Origin of the sequence: Streptomyces sp. NPDC004266 (assembly GCF_042874095.1) — a bacterium.
GTDB lineage: Bacteria > Actinomycetota > Actinomycetes > Streptomycetales > Streptomycetaceae > Streptomyces.
Genome location: NZ_JBIAMM010000002.1, coordinates 524,147 through 540,810 on the forward strand (window position 1 = coordinate 524,147; position 16,664 = coordinate 540,810).

The 16,664-nt window shown below is 72.4% G+C and carries 15 protein-coding genes; 9 read left to right on the plus strand and 6 right to left on the minus strand.

All coding sequences use genetic code 11. From position 1 onward, the window contains the following. From ACFYUZ_RS07100 to ACFYUZ_RS07130, 7 genes are read left to right on the plus strand one after another with little or no spacing between them, the layout of a single operon-like run. The gene (locus ACFYUZ_RS07100; RefSeq protein ID WP_389306851.1) at nucleotides 1-1,314 is read left to right on the plus strand and encodes a diaminobutyrate--2-oxoglutarate transaminase; all 1,314 of its coding nucleotides are present in this window, start codon (nucleotides 1-3) and stop codon (nucleotides 1,312-1,314) included. Nucleotides 1,315-1,369: 55 nt separating this feature from the next. Continuing rightward, nucleotides 1,370-2,419: a cupin-like domain-containing protein gene (locus ACFYUZ_RS07105; protein ID WP_389306853.1), complete on the plus strand. Its 1,050-nt coding sequence runs from the start codon at nucleotides 1,370-1,372 to the stop codon at nucleotides 2,417-2,419. A 26-nt stretch (nucleotides 2,420-2,445) separates the two neighbouring features. Next, nucleotides 2,446-3,732, plus strand: a complete 1,287-nt coding sequence (locus ACFYUZ_RS07110; RefSeq protein WP_389306854.1) for an MFS transporter — start codon at nucleotides 2,446-2,448, stop codon at nucleotides 3,730-3,732. Beyond that, entirely contained in the window at nucleotides 3,729-3,920 is a 192-nt protein-coding gene (locus tag ACFYUZ_RS07115) for an MbtH family protein (RefSeq protein ID WP_389306856.1), read from the plus strand. Before ACFYUZ_RS07110 ends, ACFYUZ_RS07115 begins: the two co-directional genes overlap by 4 nt. Nucleotides 3,921-3,929: 9 nt before the next feature. After that, a complete protein-coding gene (locus ACFYUZ_RS07120) occupies nucleotides 3,930-4,676 on the plus strand; it encodes a thioesterase II family protein (RefSeq protein ID WP_389306857.1) in 747 nt (248 codons plus the stop codon). 2 nt (nucleotides 4,677-4,678) lie between these two features. Further along, nucleotides 4,679-5,545: an alpha/beta fold hydrolase gene (locus ACFYUZ_RS07125; protein ID WP_389306858.1), complete on the plus strand. Its 867-nt coding sequence runs from the start codon at nucleotides 4,679-4,681 to the stop codon at nucleotides 5,543-5,545. 20 nt (nucleotides 5,546-5,565) lie between these two features. Further along, nucleotides 5,566-7,923 (plus strand): M20/M25/M40 family metallo-hydrolase, encoded by a 2,358-nt coding sequence (locus tag ACFYUZ_RS07130; protein WP_389306859.1) that lies wholly within the window; start codon nucleotides 5,566-5,568, stop codon nucleotides 7,921-7,923. A gap of 112 nt (nucleotides 7,924-8,035) precedes the next feature. On the opposite strand, the gene ACFYUZ_RS07135 is transcribed toward ACFYUZ_RS07130, so the two are convergent. The 6 genes from ACFYUZ_RS07135 to ACFYUZ_RS07160 form a co-directional block, all read right to left on the minus strand. Next, nucleotides 8,036-9,613 carry an aldehyde dehydrogenase family protein gene (locus ACFYUZ_RS07135; RefSeq protein ID WP_389306860.1) on the minus strand — a complete coding sequence of 526 codons (1,578 nt, stop codon included), beginning with the start codon at nucleotides 9,611-9,613 and terminating at the stop codon, nucleotides 8,036-8,038. 79 nt (nucleotides 9,614-9,692) lie between these two features. After that, entirely contained in the window at nucleotides 9,693-10,145 is a 453-nt protein-coding gene (locus ACFYUZ_RS07140; protein WP_389306861.1) for a hypothetical protein, read from the minus strand. A 36-nt stretch (nucleotides 10,146-10,181) separates the two neighbouring features. Then, complete coding sequence (locus tag ACFYUZ_RS07145) at nucleotides 10,182-10,724, minus strand: RNA 2'-phosphotransferase (RefSeq protein WP_389306862.1); 543 nt, start codon at nucleotides 10,722-10,724, stop codon at nucleotides 10,182-10,184. Nucleotides 10,725-10,824: 100 nt separating this feature from the next. Next, nucleotides 10,825-11,775, minus strand: a complete 951-nt coding sequence (locus ACFYUZ_RS07150) for a MerR family transcriptional regulator (RefSeq protein ID WP_389306863.1) — start codon at nucleotides 11,773-11,775, stop codon at nucleotides 10,825-10,827. A 140-nt stretch (nucleotides 11,776-11,915) separates the two neighbouring features. Then, nucleotides 11,916-13,700 carry an SDR family oxidoreductase gene (locus ACFYUZ_RS07155; RefSeq protein WP_389306865.1) on the minus strand — a complete coding sequence of 595 codons (1,785 nt, stop codon included), beginning with the start codon at nucleotides 13,698-13,700 and terminating at the stop codon, nucleotides 11,916-11,918. Continuing rightward, nucleotides 13,700-14,545, minus strand: coding sequence for a M24 family metallopeptidase (locus ACFYUZ_RS07160; RefSeq protein WP_389306867.1), 846 nt, complete (start codon nucleotides 14,543-14,545; stop codon nucleotides 13,700-13,702). The genes ACFYUZ_RS07155 and ACFYUZ_RS07160 overlap by 1 nt, the downstream gene beginning before the upstream one ends. A gap of 249 nt (nucleotides 14,546-14,794) precedes the next feature. Here ACFYUZ_RS07160 and ACFYUZ_RS07165 point away from each other — a divergent pair, with 249 nt between their 5' ends. Together ACFYUZ_RS07165 and ACFYUZ_RS07170 are read left to right on the plus strand one after the other, a co-directional pair. Further along, complete coding sequence (locus tag ACFYUZ_RS07165) at nucleotides 14,795-15,751, plus strand: ABC transporter ATP-binding protein (RefSeq protein ID WP_389307028.1); 957 nt, start codon at nucleotides 14,795-14,797, stop codon at nucleotides 15,749-15,751. Beyond that, nucleotides 15,748-16,638 carry an ABC transporter permease gene (locus tag ACFYUZ_RS07170; RefSeq protein WP_389306869.1) on the plus strand — a complete coding sequence of 297 codons (891 nt, stop codon included), beginning with the start codon at nucleotides 15,748-15,750 and terminating at the stop codon, nucleotides 16,636-16,638. Before ACFYUZ_RS07165 ends, ACFYUZ_RS07170 begins: the two co-directional genes overlap by 4 nt. Nucleotides 16,639-16,664: the final 26 nt, after the last annotated feature.

Sequence of the window (16,664 nt, forward strand, 5' to 3'; positions counted from 1 at the left end):
ATGGCAGAACGCGCTCCCTCCACTCTCGCCCCCTCCGCTCTCGCCCCTTCCGCCCCCGCCCCTTCCACCGAGGTCTTCGAGACCCGGGAGTCCGCCGTCCGGTCGTACTGCCGGGCGTTCCCCACGCTGCTCAGCTCGGCGCACGGCACCACGCTGGTCGCCGAGGACGGGACGGAGTACGTCGACTTCTTCTCCGGCGCCGGCGCCCTCAACTACGGCCACAACCACGACCACATCAAGCGTCAGGTCCTCGCCTACCTCCAGGGCGACGGGCTGCTGCACGCCCTGGACTTCCACACGGCGGCCAAGCGCGAGTTCCTGGAGCGCTTCGGCCGGGAGATCCTGGAGCCGCGCGGACTGCACCACCGCGTCCAGTTCTGCGGCTCCACCGGCACCGACGCCGTCGAGGCCGCGCTGAAGCTGGCCCGCAAGCACACCGGCCGCTCCCAGGTGATCGCCTTCTCCGGCGCGTACCACGGCGTCAGCCGCGGCAGCCTCGCGGCGACGGCGGACAACTCGCTGCGCAAGGTGGCCGGTACGGCCCTCGGCGAGGTCACCCACCTGCCGTTCCCGGTCGGCCCGCGCGGCCACTTCCCGACCCTCGACCTCCTCGAGCAGTTCCTGAGCGACGACCTGTCCGGCGTCGACGTGCCCGCCGCGGTGATCCTCGAGGTCGTCCAGATGGAGGGCGGCGTCTACCGCATCCCCGACGAGGACCTGCGCCGCCTGCGCGAGCTCTGCGACCGGTACGGCATCGTGCTGATCGCCGACGAGATCCAGGCCGGCTGCGGCCGCACCGGCGGCTTCTTCTCCTTCGAGCAGGCCGGGGTCGTCCCCGACCTCATCACCGTCTCGAAGTCGATCGGCGGCCTGGGCCTGCCGATGTCGATCCTCCTCATCCGCGAGGGCCTCGACTCCTGGAAGGCCGGCGACCACCCGGGCACCTTCCGCGGCAACCAGCTGGCGTTCGTCGCCGCCTGCGCCGCCCTCGACCTGTGGAAGGACGACGCCTTCCTCGACCGGGCCCGGAACGGCGCCGAGCTGCTCCGCTCCTTCTGGGAGAGCCACCCGCTGCCCGGCGTCGAGGTCCGCAGCGAGGGCCACGCGATCGGCATCGACCTGACGCACGCCGGGGGTCGCCGGGCCGCCGACGAGGTCGTCGCCTGGTGCTTCGAGCGCGGCCTGATCGTCGAGTCCACCGGCCGCGACAAGGCCGTCCTCAAGTTGCTGCCCGCTCTGACCATGGAGCTCGATGTCCTCCGGTACGGCTGCGAACTGATCCACGAGGGCCTGCGCACGGCGCTCTCCCACTGACGCGGCCCGCAGTCCCCCCATCCGTCACCCCACAGACTTACGAACAGGACCCACGATGACCATCAGCCAGACCGAGCAGGACGCGGCCGTCGCCGGCACGATCTTCCCCGAGGCGACCGTCAAGATCGACGCGATCGACCGGCTCCACAACCCCGACCCCGAGATGTTCAAGCGCGAGTACGTGTACAAGCGCAAGCCCGCCATCATCACCGGCCTGATGGACGACTGGCCGGCCATGGAGCGCTGGAGCCTGGACTACTTCCGCGAGCACTTCGGCGACCTGGACATCCACGCCAACCTCCAGCGGCTCGACAAGGAGCTGATCCTCGGCAACGTCGGCGGCTTCCGCGGGATGAAGCTGTCCGCGCTCCTCGACGAGATCGAGAAGAACACCGACGAGGGCAAGGCGTACTACCTGCGCGCCTACCCGGTCCACCGGATGGTCGAGCACTACCCGGGCCTGGAGGAGGACTACGACCTCCCCGACCTGGCGCCGAACTGGGCCGACATCCGCTTCAAGGCGAAGCTGCCGGCCGGCACGGTCAACCCGGCGAAGATGCTCGGCCTGTACCTCGCCAAGCTCTTCCTCAACCGCGGCGGCGGCAAGGGGGCCTCGCGCTCCACCGTGTCCTCCCGGGTCGCGTCCGTGATGTTCGTCGGCAGCAAGGGCACCGTCACCCCGTTCCACAGCGACGGCATGCAGACCGCGGCCTACCTGAGCCAGGTCGTCGGCCGCAAGCGCTGCTACTTCGTCTCCCCGGACCAGCACGCCAAGCTGTACCCGCGCCCGTTCCGCCGCCAGTTCGGCATGGCGCAGGTCGACTACCGCCGCCCCGACCTGACGCGCCACCCGCGCTTCAAGGACGTGGTCGTGGAGGAGACCGTCCTGCACCCGGGCGAGACGCTGTACGTCCCCAGCGGCTACTGGCACGCCATCGAGGCCATGGACACCTCGATCTCGTACAGCCACCAGATCGTCGGCGAGGACAACGCGCTGGGCTGGCTGACCTGCATCCCCGAGCGCTACCTGGCGCAGATGTACTTCAAGTCCCAGGGCGGTCTGCGCAACGTGACCGGCGCCAAGGACTGGGACGACTGGGCCTGACCGTGAGCACACCTGCGAGCACGGCTGTGAGCACGGCCGGCCCCGAGGGCCGGAACCTGCTGCGGGACCGCGACTTCCTGCTGTTCGCCGGCGGCCAGGGCGCCTCGGCACTCGGCGACGCGCTGAGCAAGACCGCCCTGCCGCTGCTGGTCCTGGCCCTCACCGGCTCCGGACTGCACATGGGTCTGATCGCCATGCTGTCGGCGCTGCCCATGATGCTGCTCGGCGTCCCCGCGGGCGCCTGGGCCGACCGCCTCGACCGGCGGCGGATGATGCTCTGGTCGGACGTGGGACGCGCGCTGCTCGTCGGCGCGGTGCCGCTGGCGGCCTGGCTGGGGCTGCCGGTGCTGCCGGTGCTGTACGCGGTGGCCGTGCCGGTCGGTGTGCTGTACGCCGTCTTCGAGGCGGCCTGCCTGTCCTGCGTGCCCTCGCTGGTGGGCCGCGACCGGCTCGGCGAGGCCAACTCGCTCCTGTCGATCGGCAACGCGCTCGGCTACATCGCCGGCCCCGCGCTCGCCGGTGTCCTGGTGACGGGCATCGGCGGGGCCGGCACCCTGGGGGTCGACGCGCTGACCTTCGCGGTGTCGGCGGTCTCCCTGATGCTGATCCGCCGACCGATGCAGAACGCGCGGGAGCAGGCGCCCGCGCCGATGCGGCGGCAGGTCCTGGAGGGCTTCCGGTTCATCGCCGGACACCGGCTCCTCCGGGCGGCGCTGCTCTACTGGGCGGCGGTCACCTTCTTCACCTCGCCGGTCGTCATCTGCGCCACGTACTTCATCCGCGAGGACCTCGGCTGGTCGCCCGGAGTCCTCGGGTCGATCATCGCGGTCTACGCGGTCGGGGCGATCGCCGGCGCCGTGCTCGCCTCGCGGATGAAGGCCGCCACCGTCGCCGTCATGTGCGCCGGCACGGTCCTCGGGAGCGTCGCGCTGCTCGTCCTGAGCGGCACCGCGTCGCTGCCGCTGGCCCTCGGCGTCGTCTTCCTCGCCGGCGGCGGGGAGTCGCTCTCGGCGATCGTCTACAGCACGCTGCGGGCGCGGCTCACCCCGGACGAGCTCCTCGGCCGGGTGACGACGACCGCGCAGGTCGCCGCGTTCAGCCTGAAACCCCTGTCCGTCCTGGCGGCCGGCATCGCCCTGGAGGCGACCTCCGGCTCCGTGACCCTGGCCGTGATCGCGGTCTCCTCCATCGCGATCAGCCTCGTCTTCGCCGGCTACGGCCGCCGGCTCTCCGCCGCGGCCGCGCCGGCCGCCGCACCCGCCCCCGTACGTCCCACACCCGTACACCCGACACCCGAAGAGGTGACCCCATGAGCGTGACCACCGCAGAGCCCGACTACGTCGTCGTGGTCAACGAAGAGGAGCAGTACTCGATCTGGCGCAGCGACCGCGAGCTGCCCGCCGGCTGGGAGGCCGACGGACCGGCCGCCAGCAAGGACGAGTGCCTCGACCGCATCGAGACCGTGTGGACCGACATGCGTCCGCGCTGCGCGCGGAGCTGATCGTCCGCCATGACCCTGCTCCGACGGCTCAGCGCCGGTGAAGGAACCAGCCGGATCGTGTGCCTGCCCTACGCGGGCGGCAACGGCACGGTCTACGAGAGCTGGACCGGGTGGCTTCCCCCCGAGGTGGAGCTGTGGGCACCCCATCTGCCCGCACGCGAACACCGGATGCTCGAAGAACCCCTGGAGGACATGGGGCTGCTCGTCCGCACCCTGGCCGACGAGCTCGGCGCGGACCGGCGGCCGACCACCCTGTTCGGGCACAGCTTCGGCTCGCTGGTCGCGTTCGAACTGGCCCGTCTGCTCCAGGAGCGTGCGCTCCCGGTCGACTGCCTGATCGCGTCCGGGATGGTGGCGCCGAAGGTGCTGCCCCCCAGGCCGGTGCCCACGGACGCCGAGATCCTCTCCAGCCTCCGCTCGCACGGGGTGACGCCCCCGGAGTTCTTCACCCAGCCCGACCTCCTCGAACTCGTCATGCCGGGCCTGCGCGCCGACTACCGGATGGCGATGGGCTACCGGTACGCGGAGGGCCCCGCACTCTCCGCCCGGGTGTTCGCGATCGGGGGAACCGACGATCCCGGCGTGCCCGTCGAGGGCCTCACGGCCTGGGCGGCGCACGGGCAGGGCGACTGCCCCGTCCGGATGTGGGAGGGCGGTCACATGTTCCTCCTGCAACACGTCGAGGAGGTCGCCTCGTTCGTGGTCGGCTGTCACCAGCGGTCCGACACCCGCCCCCTGCAGTCAATCGAAGGATGACCATGGAAACGCGTACCCTCACCGTCCCCGGCGGCACCCTGCACGCCGTGAGCAGCGGCGCCCCGGCCGGCCCCGCCGCCGTCCTCGTCCACTCCGGCATCGCCCACGGGCAGATGTGGCACCCGCTGATGGAAGCGCTGAGCGACGAGATGTTCTCCGTCGCCTACGACTGCCGCTGCTTCGGCCGGTCGACGACGACGCTGGACGGCGAGTTCTCCGACCTCGCCGACCTCGGGAGCGTCCTCGACGCCTACGGGCTCGAGTCCGCCGTGCTGGTGGCCGAGTCGCGCGGCGCGCGCCTCGCGATCGACTTCGCCCTCGCGCACCCCGAGCGGGTGGACGGCCTCTTCCTGCTCGCGCCCGACGTCTCGGGCTTCGACTCCCCCGTCGCGGACGAGGAGCGCCCGCTGCTCGAAGCCGTCGGGGAGGCCGAGGAGGCCTGGGACACCGCCGAGCCGGCCGACGTCCCCCGGACGGTCGAGGAGCTGATCGCCCTCGAGGTGCGGCTCTTCGTCGACGGCCCCGGCCGCGAGCAGGCGCCCGAGCGGGCGGCCCTGCGCGAGGCGGTCGCCGAGATGCTGCGGCTCAACTACACGCAGCAGAAGGACACCCCGGACTTCACGCGGCCCGAGCCCGCGGCCGACCGGCTGGCGAAGCTCGACGTGCCGGTCCGGGTGCTCGTCGGCGACGCCGACACGCTCGGCATGCGGGCCACGGCCGAGGAGATCGAGCGCGCCGTCCCGCAGGCCTCGCTCGTCCGCGTCCCGGACGCGGCGCACGCGCTCACGCTGGAGCGCGAGGACACGGTCGTGAGCGAACTGCGCACGTGGTGGCGGGAACTGCGGCAGCTGCCGCAGCCCGGGGAATGACCTAGGGAGAGGGCTCTGCGATGAGCATGCTGAAGTCCCGGCCGAGCACGGCCGACGCGCCCTCGGCGGAGGACCGCCGGTCCTCCGGGGCCGGCGCTCCGTCCGGAGGCCGGTCCGGCGCACGGTCCGGCGGCCCGTCCGGCGGTCCGGCCGGCGCCCGGCGGTTCGCCGGGACCTGGGCGGTCCTGGTGCTGCTCCTGGCCGTCTCCTTCTCGCTGGCGTACGGGGCGACCCGCCCGGCACCCGACGGGGAGGCGGGCCGGGGCGCGCTGGCCACGGCCCAGCGGCTGGAGGACCTCGGCACGCACGTCGCCGCGAGCCCGCGGCTCGCGGAGGGACTCGACCTCGTCTCCCGCGAGCTGGAGGCGATTCCGGGCCTGGAGGTGGAGCGGCAGCGCGCCACCGGCTCGTACCGCTTCCACGACCGTGCCGTCGACTACGCCGTCGAGAACGTGATCGCCCGCCAGCCCGGCGACAGCGAGGACGCCCTCCTGGTGAACGTCCACGTCGACTCGGCGATGGAGGGCCCCGGCTCCGCCGACGACGGCGTCAACGTCGGCGCGGTGCTCCAGGCCGCCCGGCAGCTGGCCGGCGAGGACCACCACCGCACCGTCGTCTACCTCTTCAACGGCGGCGAGGAGGTCGGCCTCACCGGCGCCGACGCCTTCACCCGGCACCCGTGGGCGAAGGACGTCCGCTGGTTCCTGAACCTGGAGGCCGTCGGCTCGGGCGGACTGCCCATCCTGTTCCAGGCGGGCGAGGACGACGGCCGGCTGATCGAGCTCGCGGGCGACACCGCGCGGCCGTACGGCTCGGTCCTCGGCCAGTGGCTGTTCCAGGCGGGCCTCATCAACTCCGACACCGACGGCCGGGTGTGGCGCGCCCAGGGCTGGTCGGGACTCGACTACGCCCTCTTCGAGGACGGCTACCAGTACCACACGCCGAACGACCGGGTCGCCGCGATCGGGGACGGTTCCGCACAGGCGGTCACCGACCTGACCGTCCGGTTCGCCTCCGACGTCACGGGGTCCGCCGACCCGGTCGGCCGGAAGCCCGCCCCGTACTACTTCGACGTCCTGTCGCGCTGGTGGGTGACCCTGGACCCGCTGCTGGTGAAGTCCGGCACCCTCGCCCTGCTCCTCGTCCTGGCCGCGCTGACCTGGCGGGCCGGCCGGGTCTGGGGCCTCCGTCCCGGCCGGGTGGCGGCCACCGCCGGGGCCGCGCTCCTCGGACTCCCCGCGGCCGTGCTCACGGGTGTGCTGGTGGGCGCCGCCCAGTCCCTCATCGGTCCGCACGCCTGGTACGCGCACCCCTGGCTGATGTACCTGGTGCCGCTGCCCCTCACCGTCCTCGGGGCGCTCGCCCCGCAGCTGCTCCTGGAGCGCCGGCGCCGGCGCCGCGCCCCGGACGGCCCCGGCCGGCCGGACGCCCGTGCCGCCCTGCTCGGCAACGCCTGGGCGATGGGAGTGCTCGGCGTGCTCACCGCCTGGCTCGGCGTCGGACCGGGCTATCTGCTGTGGATCGGCTCCGCCCTGTCCGTCCTCTCCCTCGGCGGCTTCCTGGTGCTTCGGGGCCGCGCGCGGGCGGTGCCGCTGCTCGTGAGCGCGTTCGTGTCGTTCGTGCTGATCGCCCAGTTCACCCGGAACCTGTTCGAGCTGGCCGTCCCGATGATGGGCCGGCTCCCCACCGCCGTCCCGATGGACGCGGCCCTCGCGGTGGCGTGCGTCCTGGTCGCCTTGCCGCTGGCGCTGGTCCTCGCGCCGTTCGCCGCCCACGCCGGCCGCCCGCCGCGCCGGTCCGGCCTCGCCGTGCTCGCGTACACCGCCTGCGGACTGCTGGTCGTCGGGCTCGTCCAGCCGTACGACAGCGCGCACCCCAAGCTGGTCAGCGCCTTCCAGGAGCAGACCGACGGCAAGGACCCGCGGATCGTGCTCGAAGGCCGCGACGCCCTCACGCCCGAGAGCCTCGGCGTCGTCGACCGGGTCGCCCGCGACACGGGTCTGCGGGCCCACGACGGCGGGCTCGCCGCGCGGAAGGTGTTCGTGGGGGAGGGGAAGGTCTCCGTCGACACCGCCGGTCCGACCGCGCCCGTCCGGATCACGCTCGGCGCGAACCGCGCGGAGCTGATCAGGGTCACGGTGACGGGCCCCGGCCTCTCCGCCGGCGGCCGGCCCTTCGAGAGCGAGGAGGCGGTGATCGACGTCGTCGGCCGCTTCGGCGGCCACACGCTGACCGTCGACCGCAGCGGTCCCGTCGAGATCCAGGTCGACCAGGTCTTCCTGAAGACCGGCGAGGACGCCGAACGGGTCCTGGCCGCGCTGCCGGAGTGGACGGTGGGCCACGCGAGGACGGTCGTCACGCACGCGTACACGTCCTGAGGGGCCACCAGGAGCGCGGGGCCGGGCGGTGTTTCACGTGAAACACCGCCCGGCCCCGTTCGCCGTGTCGGGCGCCCTCGTGTCGGGCACCGTCGTGTGGGGCGCCGTCGTGTCAGACGCCCTCGGTCCAGTCGGCCGGCAGGCGGTAGTCGAGGTCGGCCTCGACGGTCGCCACGTCCATCTGGGCCTTCTGCAGCGAACCGGAGAAGTCCCAGTTCATCGACTGCCAGCGGGTGAACTGGTCGAGGACCCAGACGCCGGACTGGCGGCTGCCGTTGCCGGACTTCCCGTTGCCGCCGAACGGAAGGTGGGCCTCGGCGCCCGAGGTGGAGTTGTTCACGCTGACCATGCCCGCGCCGATGCCCTGCCGGAAGCGGAACACGGTGGCCGGGTCGCTCGTCCAGACGGCGGCGGAGAGGCCGTAGCCCGGAGTGTTGGCGAGCTCGATCGCCTCGTCGAGCGTCCGGTACGTGGTCACGCCGACGACCGGCCCGAAGGTCTCCTCCAGGAAGATCCGGTCCGTCGGGCGGACCCCGTCCACGAGCACCGGGTGGTAGTACAGGCCGTCGGAGGGGTCGCCGACGAAGCCCTCGCGGGGCGACTCGGCGGTGATCCTGCCGATCGCGCTCGAACCGAGCACGGTGTGGTGCTCCTCGATCCAGCTCAGCGCCTCCTCGTAGGAGCGCGCGAACTTGTCGTCGAGCAGTGGGCCGTAGACGACGCCCTCGGTCGGCTCGCCCACCGCCGCGGCCCGCACCGCCTCGTCGAACTTGCGGACGAACTCGTCGTGCACGTCCTCGTGGGCGATGACCGTGCCCAGCGAGGTGCAGCGCTGGCCCGCCGTGCCGTAGCCGGAGAACAGCGCGGCCTGCACGGCCAGGTCCAGGTCCGCGTCGGGCGCGAGGACCATCGGGTTCTTGCCGCCCAGCTCCAGGCACGGGGTCTGGAGGTGGCGGCCGCAGAGCTCGCCGATCCGCCGGCCGACCAGCGTCGAGCCCGTGAAGCCGACCTTGTCCACCAGGCCGCGGCCCAGCGCGGCATCCAGGCCCTCGAAGGTCGTCTCGCCGTCCGCGTAGACCAGGTTCAGGACGCCGGCCGGCACGCCGGCCCGCCAGGCGAGCTCGGCGAGGGCACGGGCGGTCGCCGCCGCGTACTCGGCGGGCTTCCACACCACCGCGTTGCCGCACAGCAGCGCCGGGGCGATGTACCAGGACGGCACCGCGACCGGGAAGTTGCCCGCCGTCACGATGACGGACACGCCGACCGGCATGCGGAAGGTGAACAGCTGCTTGTCCGACATCTCGGAGGGGACCGTCTGCCCGTACAGACGGCGGCCCTCGCCGAGGAAGAAGTCACAGGTGTCGATGATCTCCTGGACCTCGCCCAGCGCCTCGGCGTACGTCTTGCCCACCTCACGGGTGACGAGGCGCGCCAGGCTCTCCTTGTTGGCCTGGACGAGACGCCCGAAGGCCCCCACGACCTGCCCGCGCACGGGGGCCGGCACCCGCGCCCACTCGCGCTGTGCCTGCCGCGCCGCCGCGCAGGCGTCCTGGAACACCGCCGAGTCGGCCAGCCGGACCTCGGCGACGACGTCGCTCTGGCGCGCGGGGTTGAGGGAGGCGTAGGTGTCACCGCCGCCGGGGACCTCCTTGCCGTCGATCACCGAGTTCAGCGCAGTCGGAGCCACCACTTCGAATTCCTCTCACCATGGGGGATGCGGTGGGTCAGAGTAGCCGTTGACCTGCGCGACCGGTCCGGGTCCCGGAGGATCAGCGGACCCTGCGGCTCATCCAGGGGGTGAGCGAGGCGCCGGGGACCAGCTCCTTGTACGTCTCGTCGCCGGGGAGCGGGACGACCAGCCACCAGCCGGGCGGGAAGAACCGGCCCTTCACATGGGCGAGGCCGCCGTGGACGGAGCGCAGGAAGGCGGGGACGGCGTCGCGGGGCACGTCCGCGAACTCGATCCCGTCCACGGTGATCCTGGCGTCGTCCTCGGGGAAGACCTGGACGGTGACCGAGGGGGAGCCGCCCAGCTCGACATGGGCCTCGTGCGGCAGCGACCCGTCCGGGTCGAGGACGGCGAAGGCCCCGGAGGAGGTGCGCCGGGAGGTCTGGTCCGCGCCGATGTCGTCGGTCACCGTCATCTCCAGGTGGAACTCCCGGGCGACCTCGCGGATCGCGGTGACGGCGGCCTCGGTGGTGGGCAGGTGTGGGTGAGCCATGGGAGCGATCATGCCGCACGGCCCTCGGGCGCGGGCTCAGGAGGGGAAGCGGAGGAACTCCGGCGGGACGGCGTCGGTCAGCCAGACCCCGTTGGCGCTGACGCGGAAGACGTGTCCGGCCTGTCGCATGGCGCCGGCGTCGACGCTCAGCACGACGGGCCGCCCCCGGCGCGCGCCGACCCGGGTCGCCGTCTCCCGGTCGGGGGAGAGGTGGACGTGGTGGCGGTCCATGGGCCGCAGCCCCTCCGCCCGGATCGCGGGGAGCCGGTCGGCGACCGTGCCGTGGTAGAGGTACGCGGGCGGTTCCGCGGCCGGCAGGTCGAGGTCGACCGCGACGGTGTGGCCCTGGCTCGCCCGGATGCGGGTGCCCTCGACGGCGAAGCGCTTCTTGTCGTTGGTCGCGACGACGTGGTCCAGCTCTTCACGGGTGAAGGGGAAGCCGTGCTCCGCGGCGGCCCGGAGCAGGTCGTCGATCTCGGTCCAGCCGTGCGCGTCGAGGACGAGGCCGATGCGCTCGGGCTGGTGGCGCAGATGCTTGGAGAGGTACTTGGACACCTTCACGGTGCGTCGTTCATCCATCTCGATTTCTTCCCCGTTCAGGTTTGATCCACAAGCAAGTGGAGTTATCCACAAGCGAGTTTGAGATTCTGTGGACAACGGGGCTGCCAGGGCAAGGCATTTATTGAATTTCCTGGACTTTGTGGTGACTTGTGGCAAGTGCGTCCAATGTCCTTTTGTTGACCTCTCGTTCCGTGGCCGCCGCGATGAAGGCCTCGACCCCCTCCGCGCCGACCAGGCTCTGCACGGCCCGTATCGTCCCGGCCGGGAGCGACACCGCGCGCGGCTGGTCGTCCCGCGCCACGGGCGGATCCGGCGACAGGTGGATCTGGAGGTGGCGCGTGGCCAACAGGCGCATCGCCCGCGCCAGTTCGGCGTCCACGGTCTGCTGGGCGAGCGGCCTGAGGCGTCGCACCATCGTGGCCGCCTCGGTCGCGTCCGCGTCCGTCGGCGGCCGGTGCTCCAGATAGCGCGCGAAGACGTGCTCGGTCGTGAACTCCAGGAAACGGGACGCGATGTGCTCGACCTGGTCGCGAAGTTCCCTCAGGTGGCCGGTGATCGCCGCCAGGGGCACACCCGCCGCGTACAGCTCGGCCGCCACCGCCAGCTCCTGCGGGCTCGGCACGAGGTACTCCTCGCCCTCCCGTCCCGGCAGCCGCTCCAGTACGCCGAGCTCGACCGCCTCCCGGATGGCCTCCTCGTCCGGCGTGCCGCCGAAGCGGGCGTCCAGCTCCGCGCGGGAGATCCGGTCCGCCTCCTCGTCCGTCCACGGCCCGTGGACCTCCGCGACCAGACCCAGCACCCCGCCGAGCCCCCGACCGGTGTCCCAGGCCTCCAGGAGCTCCTTGATCGAGGCCAGGGTGTAGCCCCGGTCGAGGAGGTCGGCGATCTGCCGGAGCCGCGCGAGGTGCGCGTCCCCGTACACGTTCGACCTGCCCCGCCGCTCCGGGCGGGGCAGCAGACCACGGTCCTGGTAGGCGCGGATCGTCCGGACCGTGGCTCCGCTGTGGTGGGCGAGATCCTCGATCCGGTACTCCGGCTGTGCTGACTGCTCGGCCAAAACCGCTCCCACCACCCGCGTCCTCCGCCCCGCCGCCGCGGAGCCCCTCCTGGGAGGGATCGTACGACCGCCGGCCCCGACCAGGCCCGGCCGGTCACGACGACGCGACCACCGACCCGGACCCGCGCCCGGTCCGGGCCCGGCCCCGTCGGTTACGCCGGCGGCTGCCAGCGGGCCAGGGCCCGCAGGGCTCCCGGGCTGAGCCGGGACAGGAAGTGGGCGCCCCGGGCCTCGGGGGTCACCGGGACGACGGCCCGGTCGTGCAGGACCGCCCCCAGGATCGCGTCCGCGACCTTCTCCGGCGGGTAGTTCCGCAGGCCGTACAGCCGGGAGGCCTTCTGCTGCCGCCGCTTCTCCTCCGCCGCGTCCGTGACCCCGGCGAACCGCGCGGTCGCCGTGATGTTGGTGTTGACGATGCCGGGGCATATCGCCGACACCCCGATGCCCTGATCGGACAGTTCGGCGCGCAGGCACTCGCTGAGCATCAGCACCGCCGCCTTCGACGTGCTGTACGCCGGCAGCGCCCGGGAGGGCTGGAAGGCCGCCGCCGAGGCGGTGTTGACGATGTGGCCGCCCTGACCGCGCGCGGTCATCTGCGCGCCGAAGAAACGGCAGCCGTGGATGACGCCCCACAGGTTGACGTCCAGGACCCGCTTCCACTCCTCGCCCGACGTCTCGAAGAAGGAGCCGGTGAGTCCGATGCCCGCGTTGTTGACCAGGACGTCGACGACGCCGTACTCGGCCGCCACCTTCGCGGCCAGCTCCTCCATCGCCCGCTCGTCGGCGACGTCGACCGCCTCGCCCCAGGCCTCCGGGGCGCCGATCAGGCGCGCCATCTCGGCCGTGCGGACCGCCCCCTCGGCGTCCCGGTCCACGGCCACCACCCGGGCGCCGGCCTCCGCGAACGCGAAGGCGGTGGCCCGGCCGATGCCGCTGGCCGCCCCGGTGACCAGGACGAGCTGCCCGCCGAACCGCTCCGCGTACGCCGGCTTCACGCCGCTCTTCGCCGCGACGGGCTTCGACGCCTTGGCCGCCGCGTCCTCGTTGGCCCGGACGAACTCGGCGATCCAGGCGGACAGCTGGTCCGGCCGGGTGCGCGGCACCCAGTGCTTGGCCGGGAGGGTGCGCCGGGTCAGGTCCGGCACCCAGCCGCCCAGGTCGTCGTAGAGCCGCTCGGAGAGGAAGGCGTCACCGGTCGGCGTGATCAGCTGCACGGGCGCGTGCGCGTACGCGTCGGGGCGCGGCCTGCCGAGGCGGGCCCGGACGTTGTCCCGGTAGAGCCAGGCGCCGTGCGCCGCGTCGTTCGGCAGGGAGGACGTGGGGTAGTCGCCGGCGGGGACCTTCTCCAGCCGCTCCAGGACCTTCGGCCAGCGCCTGCCGAGCGGGCCGCGCCAGGCGAGCTCCGGCAGCACGGGCGTGTGCAGCATGTACACGTACCAGGACTTGGCGCCCTGGCCGAGGAGCTGGCCGACCCGGCGCGGGGTGGGCCGGGTCATCCGCTGCTTGATCCAGTGCCCGAAGTGGTCGAGCGAGGGACCCGACATCGAGGTGAAGGAGGCGATCCGGCCCTCCGTGCGCGGCACGGTGGCGAACTCCCAGGACTGCACCGAGCCCCAGTCGTGGCCGACGAGGTGGACGGGCCGGTCCGGGCTGACGGCGTCGGCGACCGCGAGGAAGTCGTCCGTCAGCTTCTCCAGGGTGAAGCCGCCGCGCAGCGGGACCGGCGCCGTCGACCGGCCGTGGCCCCGGACGTCGTACAGCACCACGTGGAACTCCTCGGCCAGCCGGGCCGCGACCTCCGACCACACCTCCTTGGAGTCCGGGTACCCGTGCACGAGCAGGACGGTCGGCCGGTCCGTGTCGCCGAGCTCGGCGACGCACAGCTCGATCCCGCCCGTCCGGACCCAGCGCTCCCGCGCCCCGTTCAGCCCCGCCATCAGACCGCTCCCTCGTTCCAGCGCCGCACGTGCGGCAGATCGTCGTCCAGCCAGAAAGCGCTCTGCTCGGGGTCCCGGGAGTCGGTGACGACCAGGATCTCCTCGAACTTCGCGCCCGTCCCCCGGAATCCGAGGTGCGGCTCGACCGCCCACAGCCCCGGCACGGGCGGGTGGTCGGAGAACCTGTACGGCGACCAGAGCGGGGACCAGCCGTCCCGGTGGCCGTGCAGGGCGTCGCTCGCGAGCCCCTTGAGCGACTGGGTGCCGAAGCCGAAGAGCGTCGGCGCCCAGCGGCGCTCCCTCACCCGGTCGATCTTGTGGGCGATGACGCCGAAGGGGTAGGCCCGGTGCCGGTTCGCGTACCCCTGGCGGACCATGAGCCGGTCCACGTCCTCGTATATCTCGCGCAGTGTGCGGCGCTCGCGCACCTCGCGCAGGATCAGCTCGCGGTGGGCCTCCAGGTCGGCGAGCAGCTTGTCGTGCAGGGGGTTGAGGCCCAGGCAGCCGCTGTAGCCGATGTCGGCCGTGTATCCCTTGTGGACCGGCGCCATGTCGAGGATGAACGGCATCCCCGCCTCCAGGCGGCGGTTCGTGGGGAAGAACTGCAGGGGGACCTTGAAGTCCACGAAGGCCGTGCGGTCGCCGAACCAGGCGAAGGGCCGGTGGAACCAGTCCCGCACCCCCCGCTCGTGGAGCCACTCCCGCTGCATCCGGGCGGCCTCGCGCTCGGTCACGCCCGGCTTGAGCTGGGCCGCGACGGCTTCCGCGCACGCGTAGGAGAGCCGCTGTACTTCCCTGAACCCCCGCAGCTCCGCGGAGAGTTCGCCTGTCACTGCTGAGGCCATGCCACCCGCCGTCCCGTGTGAGCGCCCGGATGCGCTACGCGTTCGTAACTTGACACCGATGAATGTGACAATGCCCGGCGGCTGCGTCAAGGGGTCGGACGACGGCCTGTGGAAAAGACCGTCCGCGAGCCCGGGGGAAAGACTTTCGTCGCGACGCCCCTACGGGCTTGTACTCCTGAAGTGGGAGAAGGATCGAGCCGTTGGGCTGACGACTGCTGTGGCGCACGCCACTACCGTCGAAGCGTGACTGTGATCGCCACCGAAAGCCTCAGCAAGCGGTTCCCCCGGGTGACCGCGCTCGACCGGCTCTCCCTGGACATCGGGCCCGGTGTGACCGGACTGGTGGGTGCCAACGGAGCCGGCAAGTCCACGATGATCAAGATCCTGCTCGGACTCTCCCCCGCCACGGAGGGCACCGCGGCGGTCCTGGGCCTCGACGTCCGGACCCACGGCCCCGAGATCCGTGAGCGCGTCGGGTACATGCCCGAGCACGACTGCCTTCCGCCGGACGTCTCGGCCACCGAGTTCGTCGTCCACATGGCGCGGATGTCCGGGCTGCCCGCGACCGCCGCCCGGGAGCGGACCGCCGACACCCTGCGCCACGTCGGCCTGTACGAGGAGCGCTACCGCCCGATAGGCGGCTACTCGACGGGCATGAAGCAGCGGGTGAAGCTGGCGCAGGCGCTCGTCCACGACCCCAGGCTGGTCCTCCTCGACGAGCCGACCAACGGCCTCGACCCGGTCGGCCGGGACGAGATGCTCGGACTGATCCGCAGGGTCTGGACCGACTTCGGCATCTCCGTCCTCGTCACCTCGCACCTGCTGGGCGAGCTGGAGCGCACCTGCGACCACGTCGTCGTCATCGACGGCGGCCGGCTTCTGCGCTCCAGCTCCACCAGCGACTTCACCCGGACCACCACGACGCTCGCGGTCGAGGTCACCGACTCCGACGCCTGCCCCGACGGCACGGCGGCGCTCCGCGCGGCCCTCGCCGCCGCCGGCGTCGCGGTCCACGCGGGCGTGGAGGACGGCCTGCCGGGCGCCGGTCACATCCTGCTCCTGGAGGCGGCCGGCGAGGAGACGTACGACCTCGTGCGGGACACCGTCGCCGGGCTCGGCCTCGGCCTCGTCCGCATGGAGCAGCGCCGCCACCACATCGCCGAGGTCTTCAAGGCGAAGGACCAGGAGGAGGTGCCTGCTCGATGAGCTCCCAGGCCCCCGACACGACCCGGATCCACAACATCGGCTACCGGTCCTACGACGGTCCGCGCCTCGGCCGGGCGTACGCGCGCCGGTCGCTGTTCTCGCAGTCCCTGCGCGGCGCGTACGGCCTGGGCCGCAGCGCCAAGTCCAAGGTGCTGCCGATGCTGCTCTTCGCGGTGATGTGCGCGCCCGCGCTGATCATCGTCGCCATCTCGGTGTACACCAAGGCGGACAAGCTCTTCATGGAGTACACCCAGTACGCGGTCTACCTCCAGCTCGTCATCGCCGTCTTCCTGGCCTCCCAGGCGCCCCAGTCGGTCTCCCGCGACCTGAGGTTCCGCACGGTCCCGCTGTACTTCTCCCGCCCCATCGAGCGGGTGGACTACGTCCTCGCCAAGTACGGGGCGATGGCCTCGGCGCTCTTCGTCCTCACCGCCGTCCCGCTGCTCATCATGTGGATCGGCTCGATGCTGGCCAAGATGGACTTCGCCGAGCAGGCCAAGTTGTTCGGGCAGGGCCTCGTCTCCGTCGCGATCCTGTCGGTGCTCTTCGCCGGCGTCGGCCTGGTCATGGCCGCGCTCACCCCGCGCCGCGGCTTCGGCGTCGCCGCCGTGATCGCCGTCCTCACCATCTCCTACGGCGCGGTCTCCACCCTCCAGGGCATCTCCTACGCCACCGAGAACACCGGCTCCATCGTCTGGCTCGGTCTCTTCTCGCCCCTGACCCTCGTCATCGGCCTGCAGAACGCGTTCCTCGGCGCCCCCGCCTCCTTCCCCGGCGAGATGCAGGTCGGGACCGGCACCGGCGTGGTCTACCTGCTGGTCGTCCTCGGCCTCGTCGCCGCCTGCTACGGCATCCTGATGCGCCGCTACCGAAAGGTCGGACTGTGAGCGCCCTCCCGTCACCCGCCACCACC